Annotated in this window: 14 protein-coding genes and 1 CRISPR repeat array; of the genes, 8 read left to right on the top strand and 6 right to left on the bottom strand. The window is 54.9% G+C overall.

From position 1 onward, the window contains the following. Positions 1–108: 108 nt before the first annotated feature. The 7 genes from MKX64_RS05440 (at position 109) to MKX64_RS05410 (ending at position 9,726) form a co-directional block, all read left to right on the top strand. Positions 109–1,422, top strand: coding sequence for a polysaccharide deacetylase family protein (locus MKX64_RS05440; protein WP_341035476.1), 1,314 nt, complete (start codon positions 109–111; stop codon positions 1,420–1,422). A 320-nt stretch (positions 1,423–1,742) separates the two neighbouring features. Further along, positions 1,743–2,778: direct repeats of the CRISPR family, unit length 32 nt; unit sequence GTCGCACTCTGTGTGAGTGCGTGGATTGAAAT. A 334-nt stretch (positions 2,779–3,112) separates the two neighbouring features. Next, on the top strand, positions 3,113–3,937 hold the full coding sequence (locus tag MKX64_RS05435) for a carbohydrate ABC transporter permease (protein ID WP_230875737.1): 825 nt from the start codon (positions 3,113–3,115) through the stop codon (positions 3,935–3,937). A gap of 15 nt (positions 3,938–3,952) precedes the next feature. Next, complete coding sequence (locus MKX64_RS05430; RefSeq protein ID WP_095397674.1) at positions 3,953–5,185, top strand: extracellular solute-binding protein; 1,233 nt, start codon at positions 3,953–3,955, stop codon at positions 5,183–5,185. A gap of 32 nt (positions 5,186–5,217) precedes the next feature. Then, positions 5,218–6,099 (top strand): carbohydrate ABC transporter permease, encoded by an 882-nt coding sequence (locus tag MKX64_RS05425; RefSeq protein ID WP_341035475.1) that lies wholly within the window; start codon positions 5,218–5,220, stop codon positions 6,097–6,099. Positions 6,100–6,192: 93 nt separating this feature from the next. After that, positions 6,193–6,972, top strand: coding sequence for an inositol monophosphatase family protein (locus MKX64_RS05420; protein WP_341035474.1), 780 nt, complete (start codon positions 6,193–6,195; stop codon positions 6,970–6,972). A 21-nt stretch (positions 6,973–6,993) separates the two neighbouring features. Continuing rightward, positions 6,994–7,713, top strand: a complete 720-nt coding sequence (locus MKX64_RS05415; protein WP_095265571.1) for a GntR family transcriptional regulator — start codon at positions 6,994–6,996, stop codon at positions 7,711–7,713. A gap of 27 nt (positions 7,714–7,740) precedes the next feature. Beyond that, positions 7,741–9,726 (top strand): hypothetical protein, encoded by a 1,986-nt coding sequence (locus MKX64_RS05410; RefSeq protein WP_341035473.1) that lies wholly within the window; start codon positions 7,741–7,743, stop codon positions 9,724–9,726. An 83-nt stretch (positions 9,727–9,809) separates the two neighbouring features. Here MKX64_RS05410 and mnmH read toward each other — a convergent pair whose 3' ends face one another. Then, on the bottom strand, positions 9,810–10,850 hold the full coding sequence (gene mnmH, locus MKX64_RS05405; RefSeq protein WP_341035472.1) for a tRNA 2-selenouridine(34) synthase MnmH: 1,041 nt from the start codon (positions 10,848–10,850) through the stop codon (positions 9,810–9,812). 27 nt (positions 10,851–10,877) lie between these two features. Next, entirely contained in the window at positions 10,878–11,936 is a 1,059-nt protein-coding gene (gene selD / locus MKX64_RS05400) for a selenide, water dikinase SelD (protein ID WP_341036254.1), read from the bottom strand. 153 nt (positions 11,937–12,089) lie between these two features. Between selD and MKX64_RS05395 the strand changes: the two genes are divergently transcribed. Continuing rightward, on the top strand, positions 12,090–13,160 hold the full coding sequence (locus MKX64_RS05395; RefSeq protein WP_341035471.1) for a permease: 1,071 nt from the start codon (positions 12,090–12,092) through the stop codon (positions 13,158–13,160). 179 nt (positions 13,161–13,339) lie between these two features. Here MKX64_RS05395 and MKX64_RS05390 read toward each other — a convergent pair whose 3' ends face one another. The 4 genes from MKX64_RS05390 to MKX64_RS05375 are packed head-to-tail and all read right to left on the bottom strand — an operon-like array spanning position 13,340 to position 17,990. Beyond that, complete coding sequence (locus MKX64_RS05390) at positions 13,340–14,122, bottom strand: Cof-type HAD-IIB family hydrolase (RefSeq protein ID WP_341035470.1); 783 nt, start codon at positions 14,120–14,122, stop codon at positions 13,340–13,342. A gap of 5 nt (positions 14,123–14,127) precedes the next feature. Next, positions 14,128–15,177, bottom strand: coding sequence for an ABC transporter ATP-binding protein (locus MKX64_RS05385; RefSeq protein WP_341035469.1), 1,050 nt, complete (start codon positions 15,175–15,177; stop codon positions 14,128–14,130). A gap of 31 nt (positions 15,178–15,208) precedes the next feature. Then, the gene (locus MKX64_RS05380; protein ID WP_095265564.1) at positions 15,209–16,978 is read right to left on the bottom strand and encodes an ABC transporter permease; all 1,770 of its coding nucleotides are present in this window, start codon (positions 16,976–16,978) and stop codon (positions 15,209–15,211) included. 4 nt (positions 16,979–16,982) lie between these two features. Next, positions 16,983–17,990, bottom strand: a complete 1,008-nt coding sequence (locus tag MKX64_RS05375; RefSeq protein ID WP_445670830.1) for an ABC transporter substrate-binding protein — start codon at positions 17,988–17,990, stop codon at positions 16,983–16,985. Between the last annotated feature and the right edge of the window lie 55 nt (positions 17,991–18,045).

The raw sequence follows: 18,045 nt of genomic DNA, 5'->3' as shown, positions 1-18,045 counted from the left end.
CCGGCTTAGGATTAAAGACCGGGCGCGGTGCCGGAAAGCATCCGGCATTGAACGGGGCGGGCACACCACCCCGGGTTCCAGATACAACTAGAGAAAGGGGGCGCCGTCTTGTCAGACTCCTACGGAAAAGTCATAGAGCTTCTGGCGGTCGAGGAAAGCGATAGCGGGGAGTCCGGCTATCTGCGAGTCAAATTCTCCACGGATACGGTGGAGTGGCTATGGGAAGCCGACCGTGAGACCGTTCAGAGTTTAAAGGCCGTCCTGGTCATGGATGGGCTGCATAAATACCGCCTCTCCTGCCATACCGTACGGGACGTAATGAACGAGACTGATATTGCACAAGTTACGAGAACGTATCGCGAAGAGAGCACGCGTTATCCATTCAGCTGTTCGCCGGGCTTCAAGAGCAATCTGGACGAGGTAAAAAGAGTACAGCATCCTCAGGAGCTGCTCGCGCTATCCTTCTTGTCCAGAGTTCATACCGACTCGGAACCGCACAAGGAGGAGAACGTCTCCAGCGAAAGGAACGGACCACGTCAATTCCGGCGTACCCGCCGTTTGAGACAGTCCCTCAAGCTGGTCAGCATGTCTGTTGTCAGTATCTTTCTGGTCACGGTGCTAAGCTCCTTTAATTATTCGCATAATTTCACGGATTCAAGCGCAGACGTGCTGAACCAGGCAGCTCCAACGGATCCGGCCTTCGCCGAGACGACCGTGTTGACACCGGATGTGACAGTAGAAGCCGCTGTAAGCTCTGCGGGGAATCCGGCTGAGAACGGAAAATCCCTTCTCAACACAAGCGTCAGCAAGCCGAGCAAGGAGCCGGTATCTCAGATGCCTTATGTCGAACTGGAGGAAGGGGTTACCTACGGCCTTCCTGAAGGCTACGTAGCCTTGACCTTTGATGATGGGCCATCTCAATACTCGGTTGAAATTATGAGTATTTTGAAAGAGTATGGGGTGGGAGGGACCTTCTTCTTCGTCGGCACGAATGTGAAGAAACATCCCGATTATGTCCGCACCATTCATGAAAGCGGCTACTCCATTGGCAGCCACTCGATGACGCACGCCAAGTTGCCAGGGCTGGGTCTTGCGATGCTGAAGGAGGAGATGACCGGACCAGATAGGTTCTTAGAGGACATTATTGGCGAATCGTCGATTCTGTTTCGACCTCCCTACGGGGCGTTAGATGAACGGACGGAATCCGTTAGCGGACAGCTTGGCAAGAAAATTGTAATGTGGAATCGAGATCCGGAGGACTGGCTGACACGTGATCAGGACAAAATTGTGGATTACATCAAGCAGATGAAAGCCTCGGGCTCGATCGTTATTCTGCATGAGTCTCAAGCAGTGGTAGATTCGCTTCCGGAAATTATCACCTACCTCAAGAATCAGAATTTGAGTATTGTCGGGTTGCGATAAACGGACATTTCATAACAAGGCGATAGACTGGCGGACGCAAGATTCTTAGCCAGGAACAGTAACATCCGATGGTTGAATAAGATGGTTATCCTTTTGGCGGTGGAAACACGGTTTAAAGAGGATAACCTTTTTTAGTTCAAGGGAGCTCTCTGGTGCGAACCCCAAGCGAACATAAAATCCCAGGGAGGTTCGCACCCCGCGTCAGACAAGGGATAACGCGATTTACATGGTAAATTCAGGGTGTTTATAGTAATCTAGAAATGAGGTTCGCACTTTTGACCCGCCAAACCCATGAATCACAAGGCCTTGTCAGGCGGGCTGTCGCACTCTGTGTGAGTGCGTGGATTGAAATAACGAAATAGCTGCCTTTGTCCGAGATGCGAAGATTGTCGCACTCTGTGTGAGTGCGTGGATTGAAATGCTTGGGACGGTGAATTTGAATGTCTGAACGTATAAGTCGCACTCTGTGTGAGTGCGTGGATTGAAATATACAATCTAGACCTAGTCTGTCCACTAGGTAAAGATAGTCGCACTCTGTGTGAGTGCGTGGATTGAAATATTCTCCTATTTAAAGAATTTTTTGTGAATGAACAGTCGCACTCTGTGTGAGTGCGTGGATTGAAATCAAAATCTATCGGCCTAGATACAGGTACAGACAAGTCGCACTCTGTGTGAGTGCGTGGATTGAAATGATCCGGGCGGGCATATCTAATGCCCCTACATAAGTCGCACTCTGTGTGAGTGCGTGGATTGAAATAATGGGGTACCTCAAAACTCAGAAAATTTTGAACAGGTGTCGCACTCTGTGTGAGTGCGTGGATTGAAATGCTTGACCTCTGCGCTGGAAGAGGCGCAATATCACGTCGCACTCTGTGTGAGTGCGTGGATTGAAATGACGGGCGGATGCCGGTATCCAACGTCAATAAGGTCGCACTCTGTGTGAGTGCGTGGATTGAAATCCGATGGTGGATCAATTTGCGAAACATGAGCAGGTCGCACTCTGTGTGAGTGCGTGGATTGAAATTCTTGGTGTCCTTAATTCCGTGCGCTCATCGTCAGTCGCACTCTGTGTGAGTGCGTGGATTGAAATACTGCCGTCCCCACTACGCTGACGCTGCTCGATGTCGCACTCTGTGTGAGTGCGTGGATTGAAATTCATCTACGTATGTACCCTGGATCTGTTTTGCTTTGTCGCACTCTGTGTGAGTGCGTGGATTGAAATATTGGGAGGTTAGACAAAGCCTATCCAAATATGGGTCGCACTCTGTGTGAGTGCGTGGATTGAAATTCGCCGCCCCAGAATTCTGGGCTGGCATGGTCCGGCGTCGCACTCTACGTGAGTGCGTGGCTCGAAATATGATGTACAAGTACAACCAGGGTCAGGACCACGTCGCACTCTATGCGAGTGCGACAAGTGCATGGATTTAACGAACCGATCTATCCCATTTCTGTTAGATCACCTCCTCCCTCTCCATCGCTACTTATCTCCCACACGCGACCGTTTCCTCTGCCCCTAAAGCTCTCCTGATCCCAGGAGGGCTTTTTTCATTTGTTAACAAATCCCCGCTGTTTCCTCAGAATCTATTCATAAAATTAACCAACTCCTAAAATGCGGATAACATCCAGATTACAATTGAAAATTACAGTAGAGGTATAGACGTCTAGACAATTTCGGTGAAAGGAGAATAACTTGAACAGGTTGCAGGCCAGTCCCAAATACGGACTACTGATTACAGTTCTCATCTGGACCTTGTTTCCGATCTACTGGATGGTGATCGTGGCCACACAGACCGATTTGTTTGCGGATGTGTCGCTATTCCCCCGTTCTGTTACGTGGGAGCATGTGATCAGTGTTTTTACAGAAGAAAATTACTTAGGGGCGTTAATCAACAGCTTTACCGTTACAGCCATCTCCTTGCTGATCGTACTCGCATTTGGCTTGTCCTGCGCATATGTCTTGGCACGGCGATCCTTTCGGGTACCGCTCAAAAAAACGCTGTTGATCTGGATTTTGCTGGTCAGAGTGCTGCCACAGATTACATTTGCACTGCCTTTATACATCTTAATGAACGATGTGGGGCTTCTGAGCACCAAAATGCCGATTGTGCTGGCACATATTCTGGTGAACTTGCCTTTTGTCATCTGGTTTATGATTGCGTTCTTCTACCATGTTCCGGAGGAAATCGAGGAAAGCGCAAGGATGGACGGTGCATCCGAATTTACGATCTACTATCGGGTGGTGCTGCCGCTCGTGGTGCCGGGCATCGCCGCCATTTCGATTCTGTCCTTTATGGCTTCATGGAATGAGTATTTGTACAGTGTTATCTTCATTCAGCGTCCCAGCGACTTCACGATCCCGTTGAAGCTGGCGACGCTCAACAGTGAGCAGGAATTGACGGAGTGGGGCAAGGTTGCTGGCGGCGGGCTGATATCCATGATGCCGGTGCTGCTGGCGGCGATTTTTATGCAGAAGCATTTAATGAACGGCCTGACGGCCGGTGCAGTGAAAGAATAGGAGGATAAGAGAGAAATGAAAAAACGTATGGTTGCATTAGTAAGCATAGTGACGGCAGTTAGCATTATGGCAGGATGCCAGTCATCCTCTTCCACATCGGCCAATGAACCGACCAAGCTGGTGATCGCCGCTAGGGGCGGGACGCACGTAACAGCGATGGAAGCGGTGAAAGAAACGTTTGAACAAGAACATAATGCGCAAATCGAAATTCTCGGTCTGGAAGCAGCGGACCTGAAGCAGAAGGTGTCCCTGGATTCAACAAGCAAGAACGGTGCTTATGATCTGATCATGGCTGACGACCCGTGGATGCCGGAGTTTGGCGAAGCAGGCATTTTTGCGAATCTGTCCGAGCTGGGTGTAGAGGCTGACGCAGATTTCGAGGAATCCTCGCTGGCGCTGGGCAAGCATCCTTATGAGACCGGCGATCTGTATGCTCTTCCTTTTGCAGGCAATGTACAGCTGTTCTTCTACAATAAAGAGCTGCTCGACAAACATAGCCTCAGCGTTCCGCAAACCTGGGAAGAAGTGGTGAATGCAGCGAACACCATTCATGCTTCGGGGGATGGAGCAGGCTATGTCATCCGCGGACAGCAGGGGAACCCGATCGTTTCCGATTTCCTGCCGATCTTCTGGGCACATGGCGGACAAGTGTTTGACGACAATTGGAATGCGCAGCTAGACTCCGAGGCCGGGCGCAAAGCGCTGGACACGTATATCAATCTGCTGGCAGCCGGCGTGAACTATGAGCAGACCGATATTGTAAGCTCGGTATCCGAGGGACGCGCAGCGATGGCTTTGGGCTGGCCGTCATGGTTCATTAGCGAAGGAAAGGCTAGCGCGAATTACGCGCCAATTCCGTCCAAGGCGTCCGCGAGCGATGCAGAAGCTTCGACCGGTATGATTGGCAACTGGATGATGGGCGTAGCAGCCAACTCCGAGAACAAGGAGCTTGCAGCGAAATTCCTGACCTTCATTACAAGCAGCGAGAGCCAGAAGGTAATGGCTCAGCACGGCGGTGTGCCGACACGGAAGAGCGTGTATCTGGACAGCGAATTGTCCGCGAAGTTTGAGCATTTCCCTGTACAGCTCGAAGCGCTGCAGAACTCGGTAGCCAGACCGAGAACGACGAAATGGTCTTTGGTTGAAGAAGCACTGGGTGCTGAACTGTCAGCGGCTATTGCTGGAACGAAATCGATCGAGGACGCGCTTGCTAGTGCTAACCATGCGATTAATCAAATCATGCAATAATAGCGGTTTGACGATAAAGGAGCGGAATGAATTTGTATAGCAGGCGGCGGTTTCAATGGGCCATGCTGGCTCCCGTAATCTTGTTGTTAATCGGATTGACGGTCTTTCCGTTCATCTATACCGTCTCAAGCAGCTTTACCGACCACTACTACTTGGCGGGTGATTCCAAACAGTTTATCGGGATTGCCAACTACAAGCGCCTCCTGCAGGATCAGTTATTTCTTCAGGCTATCTGGAATACTGTCAAGTTCATGCTACTGGCGGTTTCGATTGAAACCGCCTTGGGACTTGCGATTGCACTGCTGGTCGAGAGCATGAGACGGGGCACGAAAGTGCTGCGCGTATCGCTGCTGATCCCGTCGCTGCTGCCGCCGGTTACGGTGGCGCTGATCTGGCAGATGATGCTGAGCAACCATAATGGCATTATTAATCATCTGCTCGGCTGGTTCGGCGCAGGGCCTTTCAATTTTTTGATGGACGTGAATCTAGCTTTCCGAACGATTCTGTTCATTGACATCTGGCAATGGACGCCGTTTGCTTTCCTGCTGCTGTATGCTGCGCTCCAGGCCGTACCACGGTCGCAATACGAGGCAGCCAGAGTGGATGGCGCCGGCAAACTGAATATTTTTACGCATATTACGCTTCCGAATATTATACCGACGCTGCTGCTGGTGATCCTGCTTCGCACGATTGACACGTTCCGCCTGTTCGATAAAGTGAACATTCTGACTGGCGGGGGGCCGGCCAATTCAACGATGACCGTGACCCAGTATATCTACAGGCATGGCGTGTTTAATCTGCAGGTAGGCTACGGCGCGGCTGCATCCGTTATCATGGTTGCGCTGGTCCTGGCTTTCACCGTGTTCTATATTAAACGGTCCATCGGAGGCAGCGAGCAAGATGGGCATCGTTGATTCTGGGATGGTCGGGTTTGGCGAAGCGACCGTATGACGGCTGGCAGCAGGGGAGTGGGAATTGTAATTAATCAAATGAGGACATGTGATGGCATGAATGTGGAGCAATGGATGAAGGACATGGAGGAATGGGGCGAGCAAGTGGCCGCCTTCCAGCGAGAAACGGAACGAGAACAGCAACTGAAGGTGTCGACCAAAGGGCATGAGATGGACTTTGTGACCAATGTGGATCTGAAGTCTGAGGATATGCTGGTCCAGCGCATCAGTGAGAAATATCCCGATCACAGCATCCTGACCGAGGAGCGTGGGTTAATCGACAAGCAGAGCGACTATTTGTGGGTGATCGATCCGATTGACGGGACCACCAATTTTATTCATGGTTTTCCGATGTCCTCTATCTCGGTCGCTTTGCAATATAAAGGGATCACGCAGGCCGGAATCGTCTATGCGCCGTGGATGGCGATGAAGTTCAGTGCGATTCGGGAACGGGGCGCCTATCTGAATGGGGAACGCATCGCGGTGTCACAGACATGTGAGCTGAGGCACAGCTTGCTGGCCACCGGATTTCCTGCCGGAGACAGCCAGTCGACCGTGAACCTCGCTTATTTCAACCGGATGATCAGGAAGGTGTCGGGAATCCGGCGCACCGGCAGTGCCGCATTGGACCTGTGCTTTGTCGCTGCCTCGTTCCTGGATGGCTATTGGGAATTCGATTTAAGCGATTGGGATATGTGCGCAGGGGCTTTAATTGCGAAGGAAGCAGGGGCCATAGTACTGAACAAGGATATGGACAATCACAGGCTATTAATCTGTTGCAATCCTCGCATCTTCGATGTGCTGCAAGCCGGCTTGCTTGAGCAGGAAGAATACTAACAGAACCGGGAGGCTGTAGCATTGGGCACCTATCAACATATCAAACAGGAAATCGGAAAGATGATCGACAGCAAGCTGTGGAAGGTCGGCCAGAAGCTTCCTTCGGAATATGAGCTGGCTAAATATTTCGGCGTCAGCCGCGAGACGCTACGGACGGCGATCAAGCTGCTTGAGCAGGAGGGCAAGCTGCTGGTGAAGCACGGCGTGGGCACCTTTGTCATCAAGCCGCTTCCGATGATTCCGAGCCGGCTTGAATTTCTCCAGAGCATCGGGACGATGATCAAGCTGGCAGGTTTGACGGAAGAGGAGAACAAGGAGATGATCGGGGAAGTGGAGTGCAGCCCCGAGTGGGCCGAGGCGCTGAACATTGAAGAGGGCTGCGGGGTAGTCAAGCTGGAGCGCATTCGCTATGCGGACGGCGATGCCGTTGCTTACTCGATCAATATTATGCCGAAGGAGCTGGTGGGCGACGCCTTTGAGCGGATTGATTTCTCCGGGTCGCTGTTCGGCTTCCTGGAGGACAAGTGCAAAATTCAGATTGCCAGGGCGGACACCGAGCTGCTAGTTCCTTTGAAGAAAGACAAGTACGTGCAGCGTCTGCAAATTGATAAAGAGGAAGAAACGCCCGTCATCTTGATGAAACAGCTGCATTATGACGAGCAGAACAAGGAAGTGCTGTATTCGCTTGATTACTTGCGTAATGATGTGTTCAATTTCTGGATTCGCCGGGAACGAAAATAATCATCTTATACCGGTTAAGGAGTGGTTATGATGGGCACGCGGCATTCATGGACAAGCAAACTGTTGAAGGTGGTATTAAGCGCAGCAGCAGTGCTGCCTTTTATCGCAACTAGCGCGTCGGCAAGCTCGGTATTCATTGACGCCAATCCGTACAAAGCGTTTCACGATACGTATGATGAAAGCGATCCGGACCGCAAATTCCGCGATGCGCTCGATATGAAGTTCTACAACGTTGAGCTGGACATCATGGTGGACACGAATCGCACCCGTTACGAAGGGCCGCAGTATCCTGACTATTTGCAGGGCAAGGTGAAGCTGTACGTGAAGCATGATGCGGCTGCCTGGCCCAATACGAGGCATCTGTATCAATACTTTGAAGATATGGCCGCGCAGATTGCTGCCCGAGGCGGCAGCATTCACGGCGACGGAAGAAGCATCATCGTCAACCTGGACATGAAGACGGCCAACAGCCCGAACTACGAGGATGTGGCTGACTCGCTGCAGGCGATTTTCACCCATTATGAGTCTTATATGAGCCATGGCTACATCGGCAGTGCGAACAGCTTCACCGAGCGTGCGATCACCGTGTGCTTGTCTGGCACTGACGCGCTGAAGAATGCGTATTTCAACTACATTTCCGGACAGACGGGCAAGCTGCTGGCCTTTAAAGACGAGGTATACAGCATAACGCATAGCAGATATGGCAATGTCGCTGATTATTTCCCGAACGCTGCGGACATCTATCACCGGTTCTATGCGGTTCACTGGAAGCATATCGAGAGCGGCTTTGACACGCTGATGCCGGGCAACTGGTCGCAAGAGGAAGAGCAGCGCTTGAAGGACATGATGTACATGGCCGAGCAAAAAGGGTACACGCTCCGCTTCTACAGCCTGAACGGCAATGAAGGCGCATGGCATTACAAATTCCCGAACGGCGACGGGGACGCGGCACAGCGCTGGACCCAGTTCGCTTACATGAACCACAAGCTCGGTACGCGCCATTTCGTATCGACCGATTCCTACCAGTCCATGACGAAGTTGTTCAATCACTTTCTCGTTCCGCTCCGGGATTACAACCACCGGGTTGAGAAACCGGGCGGCACGCAGAATGGGGTAGACGTATCGGTGTCCATAACGGATGACCGGCGCGTCGTAGAGGTGCACAAGGCCGAAGGACTGTTCAACAACAATCTGTGGTATTCCGTCGGGTCCGTACGTGATGACGGGTACATTCAGTGGGTGACGAACGAACGCATCAATCCTGGCGGTCAGAATAAAAACGGCGTTCAGCCTCACAGTGATGTCACGAATGTGGGCGGCCAGCAGATCGTGGTCCAGGTCAATAAAACCGACGGCACCGGTTCCGGGCTGTGGGCCAACATCGGCAGACTGGAGCCGAACTCGACCATCACCTGGATCACCAACGAGCGGATTGCCATCGGCGGCTCGCATACGTCGGGAGATTGGCCGCACATCGCCATCGACGGCGATCGGGCAGTGCTTGTGTACCTGAATGGCGGCAAGCTTCACTATCACACCGGGCGCATCAACACGTCGAACTACAGCATAACGTGGAGCAACAGTGGAACGATCAACAATCAGAATGGCGAGCGTCCGGATGTCGCCTTCCAGGACGGCAGAATCGTTGTCGTGTATCGGGACGGCGGACGACTGAACTATACGACAGGCACATGGGGCCAGAACGGGAATATCACCTGGAACGCAAGCGGCAGCATGGGCGGTCAGGATGGCAAGGATCCGGCGGTTGCCTTTATTGGCACAGACAAGATCATCGAGCTGCATACGAGCGAAAATACGGGCCTGATCTGGTACAACATCGGGGAGCTGGAGTGGCCGAACATTCGCTGGATTCACAACTATGTGTGGGATTCCGGCGTGTCGTCCCGCCCGAGCGTCGATTATAACGCAGCGACCAACCTGCTTGTCGATCTGCACAAATCGGGGATGAATGATGCGTTGTGGTATAACACCGGGAGCATTCATTTTCCGTAACGAATAGAGCAAAGGCAGAAAAGTGAGAAAAGGCATGATCGCCGCCATCCCTTCGGGGAGGCTGGCGATCATGCCTTTCTTGTTTACCTGTTCTGTTGTGCGGCAAGATATTCCTTGACCCGCTCAGCGGCTTCCATGACCGAGTTCGCCTGGATCATGATGCGCTTGTCACCGTCATAGTGGCTCGCGGTATGCTCATAGCGGGGATCATAGTAATACTGCAGCAGCAGGCCCACGGCATCCTCATATTGGCTGCTCTCGAGATGACGCTGGATCTCCGCCGCGATCGGGGTATGAATCCGCTCCTTGATGCGCAGAAATGCCTCCATGCACGCTTCAGCATGCTGCTCGGGCTTATAATCCTCGATGATGTGACGGATGCGCGCTTCCATCGGAAGGTCGATCCACAGATGAGTGCCTTGTTCTTTTTTGGTCAACAAAAATTCAGGCAAGGCCACTTTCCCGATGCGCTGGCTTTCGGCTTCAAACAGCATGTAGGGTGCCTGCTGATGCTGAAGCAGCTCCTGCAGCAGCAGGGCATCGAATGTCTTCTGGTTACGGGCCGCGTAGCCAATGTGACCAAACACCGATCCGCGGTGGCCCGCCATGCCTTCGAGATCAAGCACAGGGTAGCCCTCCTGCTGAAGCTGGCGCAGGATTTCCGTCTTGCCTGATCCGGTATGGCCATTCAGGACGATAGCAGGGGCCTCGAGCTCATAGCTGGCCAGCTGATCAACGACCCATTTGCGGTACGCCCGAATTCCGCCCGTCAGCCGATAGGCCTTGATGCCCATTAACGAGAGGACGGTGGCCGACGTTCTGCTGCGCATGCCTCCCCGCCAGCAGAAGACCGCCTTCTGCTGCGGAATGGCCGCGAACTCGCGGATAAATGCCGGCAGCTTGGCCGACACGATCTCAAGCCCGCGCTCCTTGGCCGCCTGTACGTTCACCTGCTTGTACAAGGTGCCGATTTCGGCACGCTCCTCGTCGTTGAAGATCGGGATGTTGATGCTGCCCGGAATCGTTGCAGCAGCATATTCGGACGGCGATCTGACGTCAATCGGAAGCAGATTATTGTCTTTCTGAAGTTGTAGCAGTTCTTCAACAGAGATGTCGTGAATCAAGTGTTATCGCTCCCTCTATAATAGTCCTTAACGGACGACGATGTGCCCTGGATGCGCTGCTGTAATTTCCCCGATGCGCGCCGCTTCGACGCCCGCTGCCAGCAGATCGGCAAGCAGCGCTTCGGCCTGGCTGCCGTCCACGGCAATCAGCAGGCCCCCGGATGTCACGGCATCACACAAAATATACTGATCCAGCGGATCCATATCAGCCGGGAACGTCACCGATCCCTCGAGATGGGCGAAATTGTTCTTCGTTCCTCCCGGCACAAATCCGGCCTCGGCCAGCTCGCGAACACGCGGCAGCAGAGGGACGAGCGCCTGCTCAATGACAACGCCGTTGCCGCTGCCCTTGGCCATCTCCGAGGCGTGCCCAAGCAGGCCGAAGCCCGTAACGTCCGTGCAGGCATGCACGTCATAGGACGCCATCGTCTCGGCCGCCGTTTTGTTCAGCGTGGACATGACGGTGGTAACGCGCTGAATCTCTTCCTCGCTGAGCTGATCCTTCTTGATGGAGGTGGTCAGAATGCCGACCCCGATCGGTTTGGTCAGAATCAGCTGATCTCCCGGCTTGGCGCCGGCGTTGGTCCGCACTTTGTCCGGATGCACGAGCCCGGTCACAGCCAGGCCGAATTTCGGCTCCTTGTCGTCAATCGAATGCCCGCCAACTAGCGTGACGCCAGCTTCCTTCAGCTTGTCGCCCGCGCCTCGCAATATGTCGGACAGAATGCTTTTGTCCAGCGTATGGATTGGGAAGGCCACAATGTTGAGTGCGGTCAGCGGCGTGCCTCCCATCGCATAGATATCGCTGATGGCATTGGCGGCAGCAACCTGGCCGAACGCATACGGATCATCGACGATTGGCGTGAAGAAATCGACCGTCTGCACCATAGCCATCTCATCGTTGAGCTTGTATACCCCAGCGTCATCGCTGGTGTCCAGGCCGACCAGAAGGTTCGGATTCGGCTCGGCAGGCGGAAGGCTCCGGATGACCTGCGCCAGGTCGGCAGGCCCGATCTTGCAGCCGCAGCCGCCTTTGGAGGATAGAGACGTCAATTTGACGTTGTTTATATGATTTTGAAGTGACATCATCACAACTTCCTTTCAATAGGAACTGGGCATACACTTACCCAAGTCACTATTATACTCCTCCAATAAATAATAGTAAAAACCTCGTTTGCTTGTGATATAATACTATCCGTTCTTATCAATCTATTACTGTTCTTACCGGAGGGAAAGGAAATGCATAGTGTGGAAACCACCAAGCCGTCCGGTCACTTCAATCGAAAGACATTGCTGTTTGCATTGCTCTTTATCGTGATCACTGCGGCTGGCTTGTTGTATGTAAAATGGTGGCCGTATTATGGCAAAGCCATCACGTCTGCGACCACGCATTCGATCGGCTCGTCGATACTAACCGATGCCGGCGATACGATTCCGGCGCCTTCATGGAGCGCCGCCTGGGAATATGCGGCGGCTTATTTTAAAGCCGTTTGGAAAGCGGCTGTGCTCGGTATACTGCTCGGCTCGCTCGTGCAGGTGCTGCTGCCTTCCAAGTGGCTTTTGGATATGCTCGGCAAAGCCAATTTCAAGAGCACCGCTATCGGCGGTCTGGCCTCCCTGCCCGGGATGATGTGCTCCTGCTGCGCCGCTCCGCTCGCTGTCGGGCTGCGCAAGAAGAAGGCGTCGATAGGGGCAAGCCTGGCCTTCTGGATTGGCAACCCGACGATTAACCCGGCAACACTGATCTTCATGACATTTGTGCTGTCCTGGGAATTCACGCTGCTGCGCCTGGTGTTTGGCCTCTTGCTTACGTTCGGGGTCAGCTATCTGGCGAACCGCTTTGCGCCGAATGAACTCGTGCCGCAGCAGGTGCAGGCTGCGCTTCCGGAGGACAACGAGCCGGAGCAGCCGATGTATGTGCGCTGGGGCAAGGCGATGTGGAGCATGTTCATATCGGTCATTCCGGCGTATGTGCTGGTCGTCCTGATGCTCGGCGCATTCCGCGCGTGGCTGTTCCCGGCGATGGACGGGGCGGGCTCGAACAGTCTGCTGGCCATTATCGGCTTTGCCATTGCAGGCATGCTGTTTGTCATCCCGACCGCTGCCGAAATTCCGATTATCCAGTCCTTCATGGACATGGGGATGGGCGTTGGCCCTGCAGCGGCGCTGCTGATGACACTGCCGGCGATCAGTCTGCCTTCGCTGCTGATGCTGGCGAAGCATTTTCCGGGTAAGGTGCTGGCATTCACCGCATCCTCGGTTGTGGCGATCGGCATATTGGCCGGGCTCGTCGGCTGGATGCTCCTGTAGAATATACAAAGGACTTCAATTCCACGGTACAGGTGGGAATGAAGTCCTTTTTTTATATTGCGGCTTATGGTGGCAGCCAGCGCTTGGGGGACAGCTATGGTGCAGCCTGTGATCAACCGGTTGTTTCCGGTCCAGTGCGGCGGGCGGCACGTGGCACGGGGAGATAACGGCATGAACGCCTAGAGGAGTCCCGCCCATCGCAGTCCATGCCAGATGCCGTCCTGCTCCGCCTCGGAGGTGACGAAGGCGGCCAGCTTCTTGACAGCCTTCGGTGCATTGCCCATCGCGATGCTGCACCCGACGAACCGGAACATCTCCATATCGTTATAGTTGTCGCCAAAAGCGTAAATATCCTCCGGCCTGAACCCAGTTTCGGCGATCAGCCTTTCAATGCCGGCCGCTTTCGATCCGCCCGCAGGTAGCACATCCATCGAGCAGGGATGCCAGCGGACAAAATGCAGGTCCGGAAATGCCAGTCGGAACATCGCCTCATGTTCCTCCGTGCAGAACAGCATCGTCTGGTAAATGTGCCTGCCTTCGTAGTACCGAGGATCGCATTCTGGATGGAGGACATCCAGCGAGCGCATGCACTGCTCGACATAGGGGTGATGCTGCTGATTGCAGCGCATCCCTTCCGCATCGAGGTACACCAGCGGATGCTCCCGCTCTGCCGCGAAGGCGGCCAGCTGCGCAACGAGCTCCGGCCCGATCGGGTTGCTGTAGATCAGCCGGTGTTCGTGCACGACATATTGCCCGTTAAAGCTGACGTAGGAATGCAGCCCCAGCTCCCGCCGCAGATGCTCCAGCATGAACGGGGAGCGTCCGGAAGCAAGCGCCACAGTGTGCCCGGCTTCCTTCAGGGTGAAGATGGCGCGCTTGGCGGAGGCCGGAATCCGATTATGTCGGTCCAGCAGCGTGCCGTCGATGTCGAACAGGACCAGTTTTCCTTGCGGTTTCTTCACAAGATTCACGCTCCCAGCGGCTCGGCGCTGTCCGCCAGATTCAGCCGGACCTTCTCATGCAGACGCAGCGCCACCGGGGAGATGACCTCCCAATTCCGTTCATCACTGCGGATATCGTAATGGAACTCCTTGCCCTGGAACTGGACGTTGACGACTTCACCGGGAATGCCTTCCGTGCCGTCTGGCTGGAGCAGAAATTGATCGGGGCGCACAGGATATAGACCGCGCGCTTTGAAATAATCGGCAATGCCGTCACCGTTCCAGGCGGTGTTGCTGCCTTCCGGCGTGAACAGGTTGCCGCTCCAGCTGCCCTGCACCAGATTGGACTTGGATACAAACTTGGCGACGAATTCGGTCTCCGGCCGCAAATAAATGTCCTGCGGCGTTCCGGCCTGTTCGATGCGGCCGTCCTTCATGACCACGATCCGGTCAGCCATGGCCAGCGCCTCCCCCTGATCATGGGTGACGTAGACGATGGCCGAACGGGTCCGGCGGTGGACCTGCTGGATTTCGCGGCGCATATCCATGCGCAGCATCGCGTCGAGGCTGCTGAGCGGCTCATCCATCAGCAGCAGGGAAGGCTCGGGAGCCAAAGCCCGGGCAATCGCGACCCGCTGCTTCTGACCGCCGGACAGCTCGTGCGGCATCCGCGCAGCCAGATGGGACAGTCCGGTCAGCTCCAGAATCTGCCGGATGCGATCCTCTTCCTGACTTTTAATATGGGCAGGGGTGGCTTTATGGGTCCGGATCGGGAAGCGGATGTGCTCGGTCACATTCATATGCGGCCAGAGCGCGAACGATTGGAACACCATCCCGATCCGCCGCTTCTCCGGCGGCAGCAGCGTATGCTCGCCCGCCACGACACGGCCCTCCATCCGAACCTCGCCGCTGGTGGGCTGCTCGAATCCGGCCAGAATGCGCAGCAGCGTTGTTTTGCCACAGCCGGACGGGCCGAGTATGGCCACAAACTCCCCGTCCTGAATCGTTAATTGAATATCCTTCAACGCCTCGAAGCTGCCGAAGGATTTACTCACATGCTTGATCTCTATACTCATCGATGACACCCTCCGTTCACTTCATTGTTCATTAAGCTTTAAAGCCCTTGCGCGCGGCCCAGCGCTGAACGAGCAGCAGCCCCGCTCCGCCTATGCCAATCAGCAGGACGATCAGGCTGGACAAGGCGGTCGAGTAAAGCGTGTTGCCGGCCTGCTCGAAGCTGAATATGGTGACGCCAATCGTCTGCGAGCCGGAGGCATACAGCAGCGCCGATACCGTCAGCTCGGTCAGCGCGGTCAAGAAGACCAGCAGGCCGCCGGTCAGAATGCCGGGCAGCAGCAGCGGAAGCAGGATGGCGGTCCATTTGCGCCACGCGCCTGCGCCGGAGACCCGGGCAGCTTCCTCCATCGAAGCGTCGAGCTGCATGAAGGAGGTGATGCCGGAACGAATCTGCAGAATCAGGAAGCGGCATATATAGGCGATGAACAGAATCGTCATCGATCCGTAAATGCCGGGATTCCAGCCCGGAATCGGCTCCATCCAGACGAGAATCATGGACAGGGCAAACACGATGCCAGGCAGGGTGTAAGGGACGGCCGTTGCTAGCTCTGCCGCTTTATTGAAGCGGGTCGGCTTGCGCACCCGCATATAGGCGAATCCGCAGCCGAGCACGAGGCAGACCAGCATCGTCACGCCAGACAGCACGAGGCTGTTCTGGATCGCCTGCCATACCCGCTCATTCTCGAACAGAATGTAGCGATAGTTATCCAGCGTGAAGTTGGCAGGCGTCAGGCCAAGCCCGTAGGCCCGCTTGAGGGACATGGACACCATCGAGGCCAGCGGCACGACCGTGACCAGCAGCAGGAAGCCCCACAGCACCGCCGACAGCGGCTTGCGCATCTTGCCTAGCGCATAGCGGGGCGCATGGTCTGGCTGGATCGTGTCGGAGGCGTGGCTTTTGCGCAGCAGAATCCATTGGATCAGACTGCCGATCACCGCCGCCACGCCGAGCATGACGGACAGGGAAGCGCCGCGGGCAAAGGCCGATGGCCCGAAGCCGATAATCTCCTCATAGATCAAGGTGCTGAGCACCGAGATGTTCACCGGCGATCCGAGGAAAGCCGGAATGCCGAAGTTGTCCAGGGAAGCCAGGAAGACGAGCAGCCCTCCGGCGGTAAGCCCCGGCAGCGCCAGCGGGAGCGTAATTTGCCGGATCGTTTTCAGCCTGCCGGCCCCCCCGGCGCGGGCGGCCCATTCCAGGTCCCGCGGAATTTTGCGGAATACGTCCAGTGTGAACAGATATACCAGCGGAAAATGATGAATGCCCATCACAAATATGATGCCGCCCATGCTGTACATGCTCCATGGCGTTAGGTCAGCATGAATCATCCGAAGCCCTTGGGCAACCCAGCCCTGTGCGCCCATGAAGGAGGACCAGGACAAGGTCAGAACATAGGACGGAAGAATAAAGCAGAGCAATACCGCCATATGCAGCAGCCCCTTGTAGCGGATGTCGGTATAAGCGACAATCCAGGCGAATGCGGTGCCAAGCACAAGGGAGAAGACGGTGGAGCCGATGACGATCACCGCCGTGTTCCGCAGGGTGGACCAGAAGCGGTCCTGCTGCAGCAAGTTGGCGTAATGGTCCAGTGTCAGGCCATGCTCTCCCTGGAAGCTGAGAAGAATCAGCTTCAGGATCGGATATACAAAGAAGATCAGTACCGCCGCTGCGCCCAGCAGTCTGGCGAGCAGCCTCAGGTTCAGAAGCTTCCGCAGACCGGAAAGGGACTTGCGCCCTTTTCCGGTCTTTGGGAGTGCGATCGTGCTAGCGTTTGTATTTTCCATCCATGCCGGTTCCATGTTGTTACTCACCAAACACCTGGATGAACTGCTGCTTGTCCGCTTCACGCTCGTCTGTCAGCTGCGCCAGATCGGCAGAGAGAATCTTCATGTCCGCGATTCCCTTAAGTCCTTCCGGCGGCGCGATGCCTTCCCGAATCGGGGAATAGCCAATCTCTGCGGCCAGCTTCTGTCCTTCTTCGGACAATACGAAATCGACAAACGCCTGGGCGGCCGGCACATTCGCAGCATCCTTCATGATGCCGATCGGCTCGGTGATGACCGGAACGCCTTCGCTAGGGTACGTTAATTCTACCGGCGATCCCTTCGCTTTCTCGCGGGCAACCATGTAGTCCACAACAAGCCCGTAAGATTTCTCGCCGCTGGCAACAGCCTGCATGACAGCGCCGTTTCCTTTAATGACAGCCATGCCGTTGTCCTTCATCTGCTGCAGGAAATCCCAGCCATAGCCATCGGTACGGCTGAATACGCCGATGTTATAGGCGGCTGCGCCCGAGTACAGCGGGCTTGGCATAATGCTGGCGTCTTTGCTTTCCGGCGCAGTCAGCACCTGCCAGGAATCCGGCGTGCTCGATACCTTCTGGGTATTGGTAGCCAGGACGGTAGCCATCACCTTGGTGCCGGCATACATGCCGTCCGGATCTACCAGCTCAGCCGGAATGTGGCTCAGCTCGGGCGATTTATACGAGAGCAGCATGTCTTCCTTCTTCAGCGCTTCAAACGTAACCGCATCGGCAAGCAGCAGCACATCGGCCTGAACCTTGCCCGCTTGGCGCTCAGCCTGGATCTTCGCCGTTACCTCCTCGGTACCGGAGCGGAAAATATCAATCTTCACATCCGGGTAGTGCTTATTGAATGCGGCAGCCAGCTTGCTTGCATCCTCTTCCGGCTGTGAAGTATAGAACGACAGATTGCCCGAAATTTCAGTTGTTGCGGCCGGTGGTGTTTCGGCGCTGTCTTGTCCGGTTGTGGCAGCAGGCTGGGGATTGCCGCAGCCGCTGAATAAGAGCATGCCCGCCAGAAGGGGAAGTATGGCTTTTTTCGTTAATGGTTTCACAGATGATCTC

Origin of the sequence: Paenibacillus sp. FSL M8-0334, from assembly GCF_038000405.1 — a bacterium.
Taxonomy (GTDB): domain Bacteria; phylum Bacillota; class Bacilli; order Paenibacillales; family Paenibacillaceae; genus Paenibacillus_AQ; species Paenibacillus_AQ campinasensis.
Note: the sequence above shows the minus strand (reverse complement) of the source record. Positions and strands in the feature narration are given on the sequence as shown.

Bases quoted from the DNA above. Each gene is read 5' to 3' on its own strand.
- MKX64_RS05430 (WP_095397674.1), top strand. From the start codon at position 3,953: ATGAAAAAACGTATGGTTGCATTAGTAAGCATAGTGACGGCAGTTAGC.
- MKX64_RS05420 (WP_341035474.1), top strand. From the start codon at position 6,193: ATGAATGTGGAGCAATGGATGAAGGACATGGAGGAATGGGGCGAGCAA.
- MKX64_RS05410 (WP_341035473.1), top strand. From the start codon at position 7,741: ATGATGGGCACGCGGCATTCATGGACAAGCAAACTGTTGAAGGTGGTA.
- selD (WP_341036254.1), bottom strand. From the start codon at position 11,936: ATGTCACTTCAAAATCATATAAACAACGTCAAATTGACGTCTCTATCC.
- MKX64_RS05395 (WP_341035471.1), top strand. From the start codon at position 12,090: ATGCATAGTGTGGAAACCACCAAGCCGTCCGGTCACTTCAATCGAAAG.
- MKX64_RS05385 (WP_341035469.1), bottom strand. From the start codon at position 15,177: ATGAGTATAGAGATCAAGCATGTGAGTAAATCCTTCGGCAGCTTCGAG.
- MKX64_RS05380 (WP_095265564.1), bottom strand. From the start codon at position 16,978: ATGGAACCGGCATGGATGGAAAATACAAACGCTAGCACGATCGCACTC.
- MKX64_RS05375 (WP_445670830.1), bottom strand. From the start codon at position 17,990: ATGCTCTTATTCAGCGGCTGCGGCAATCCCCAGCCTGCTGCCACAACC.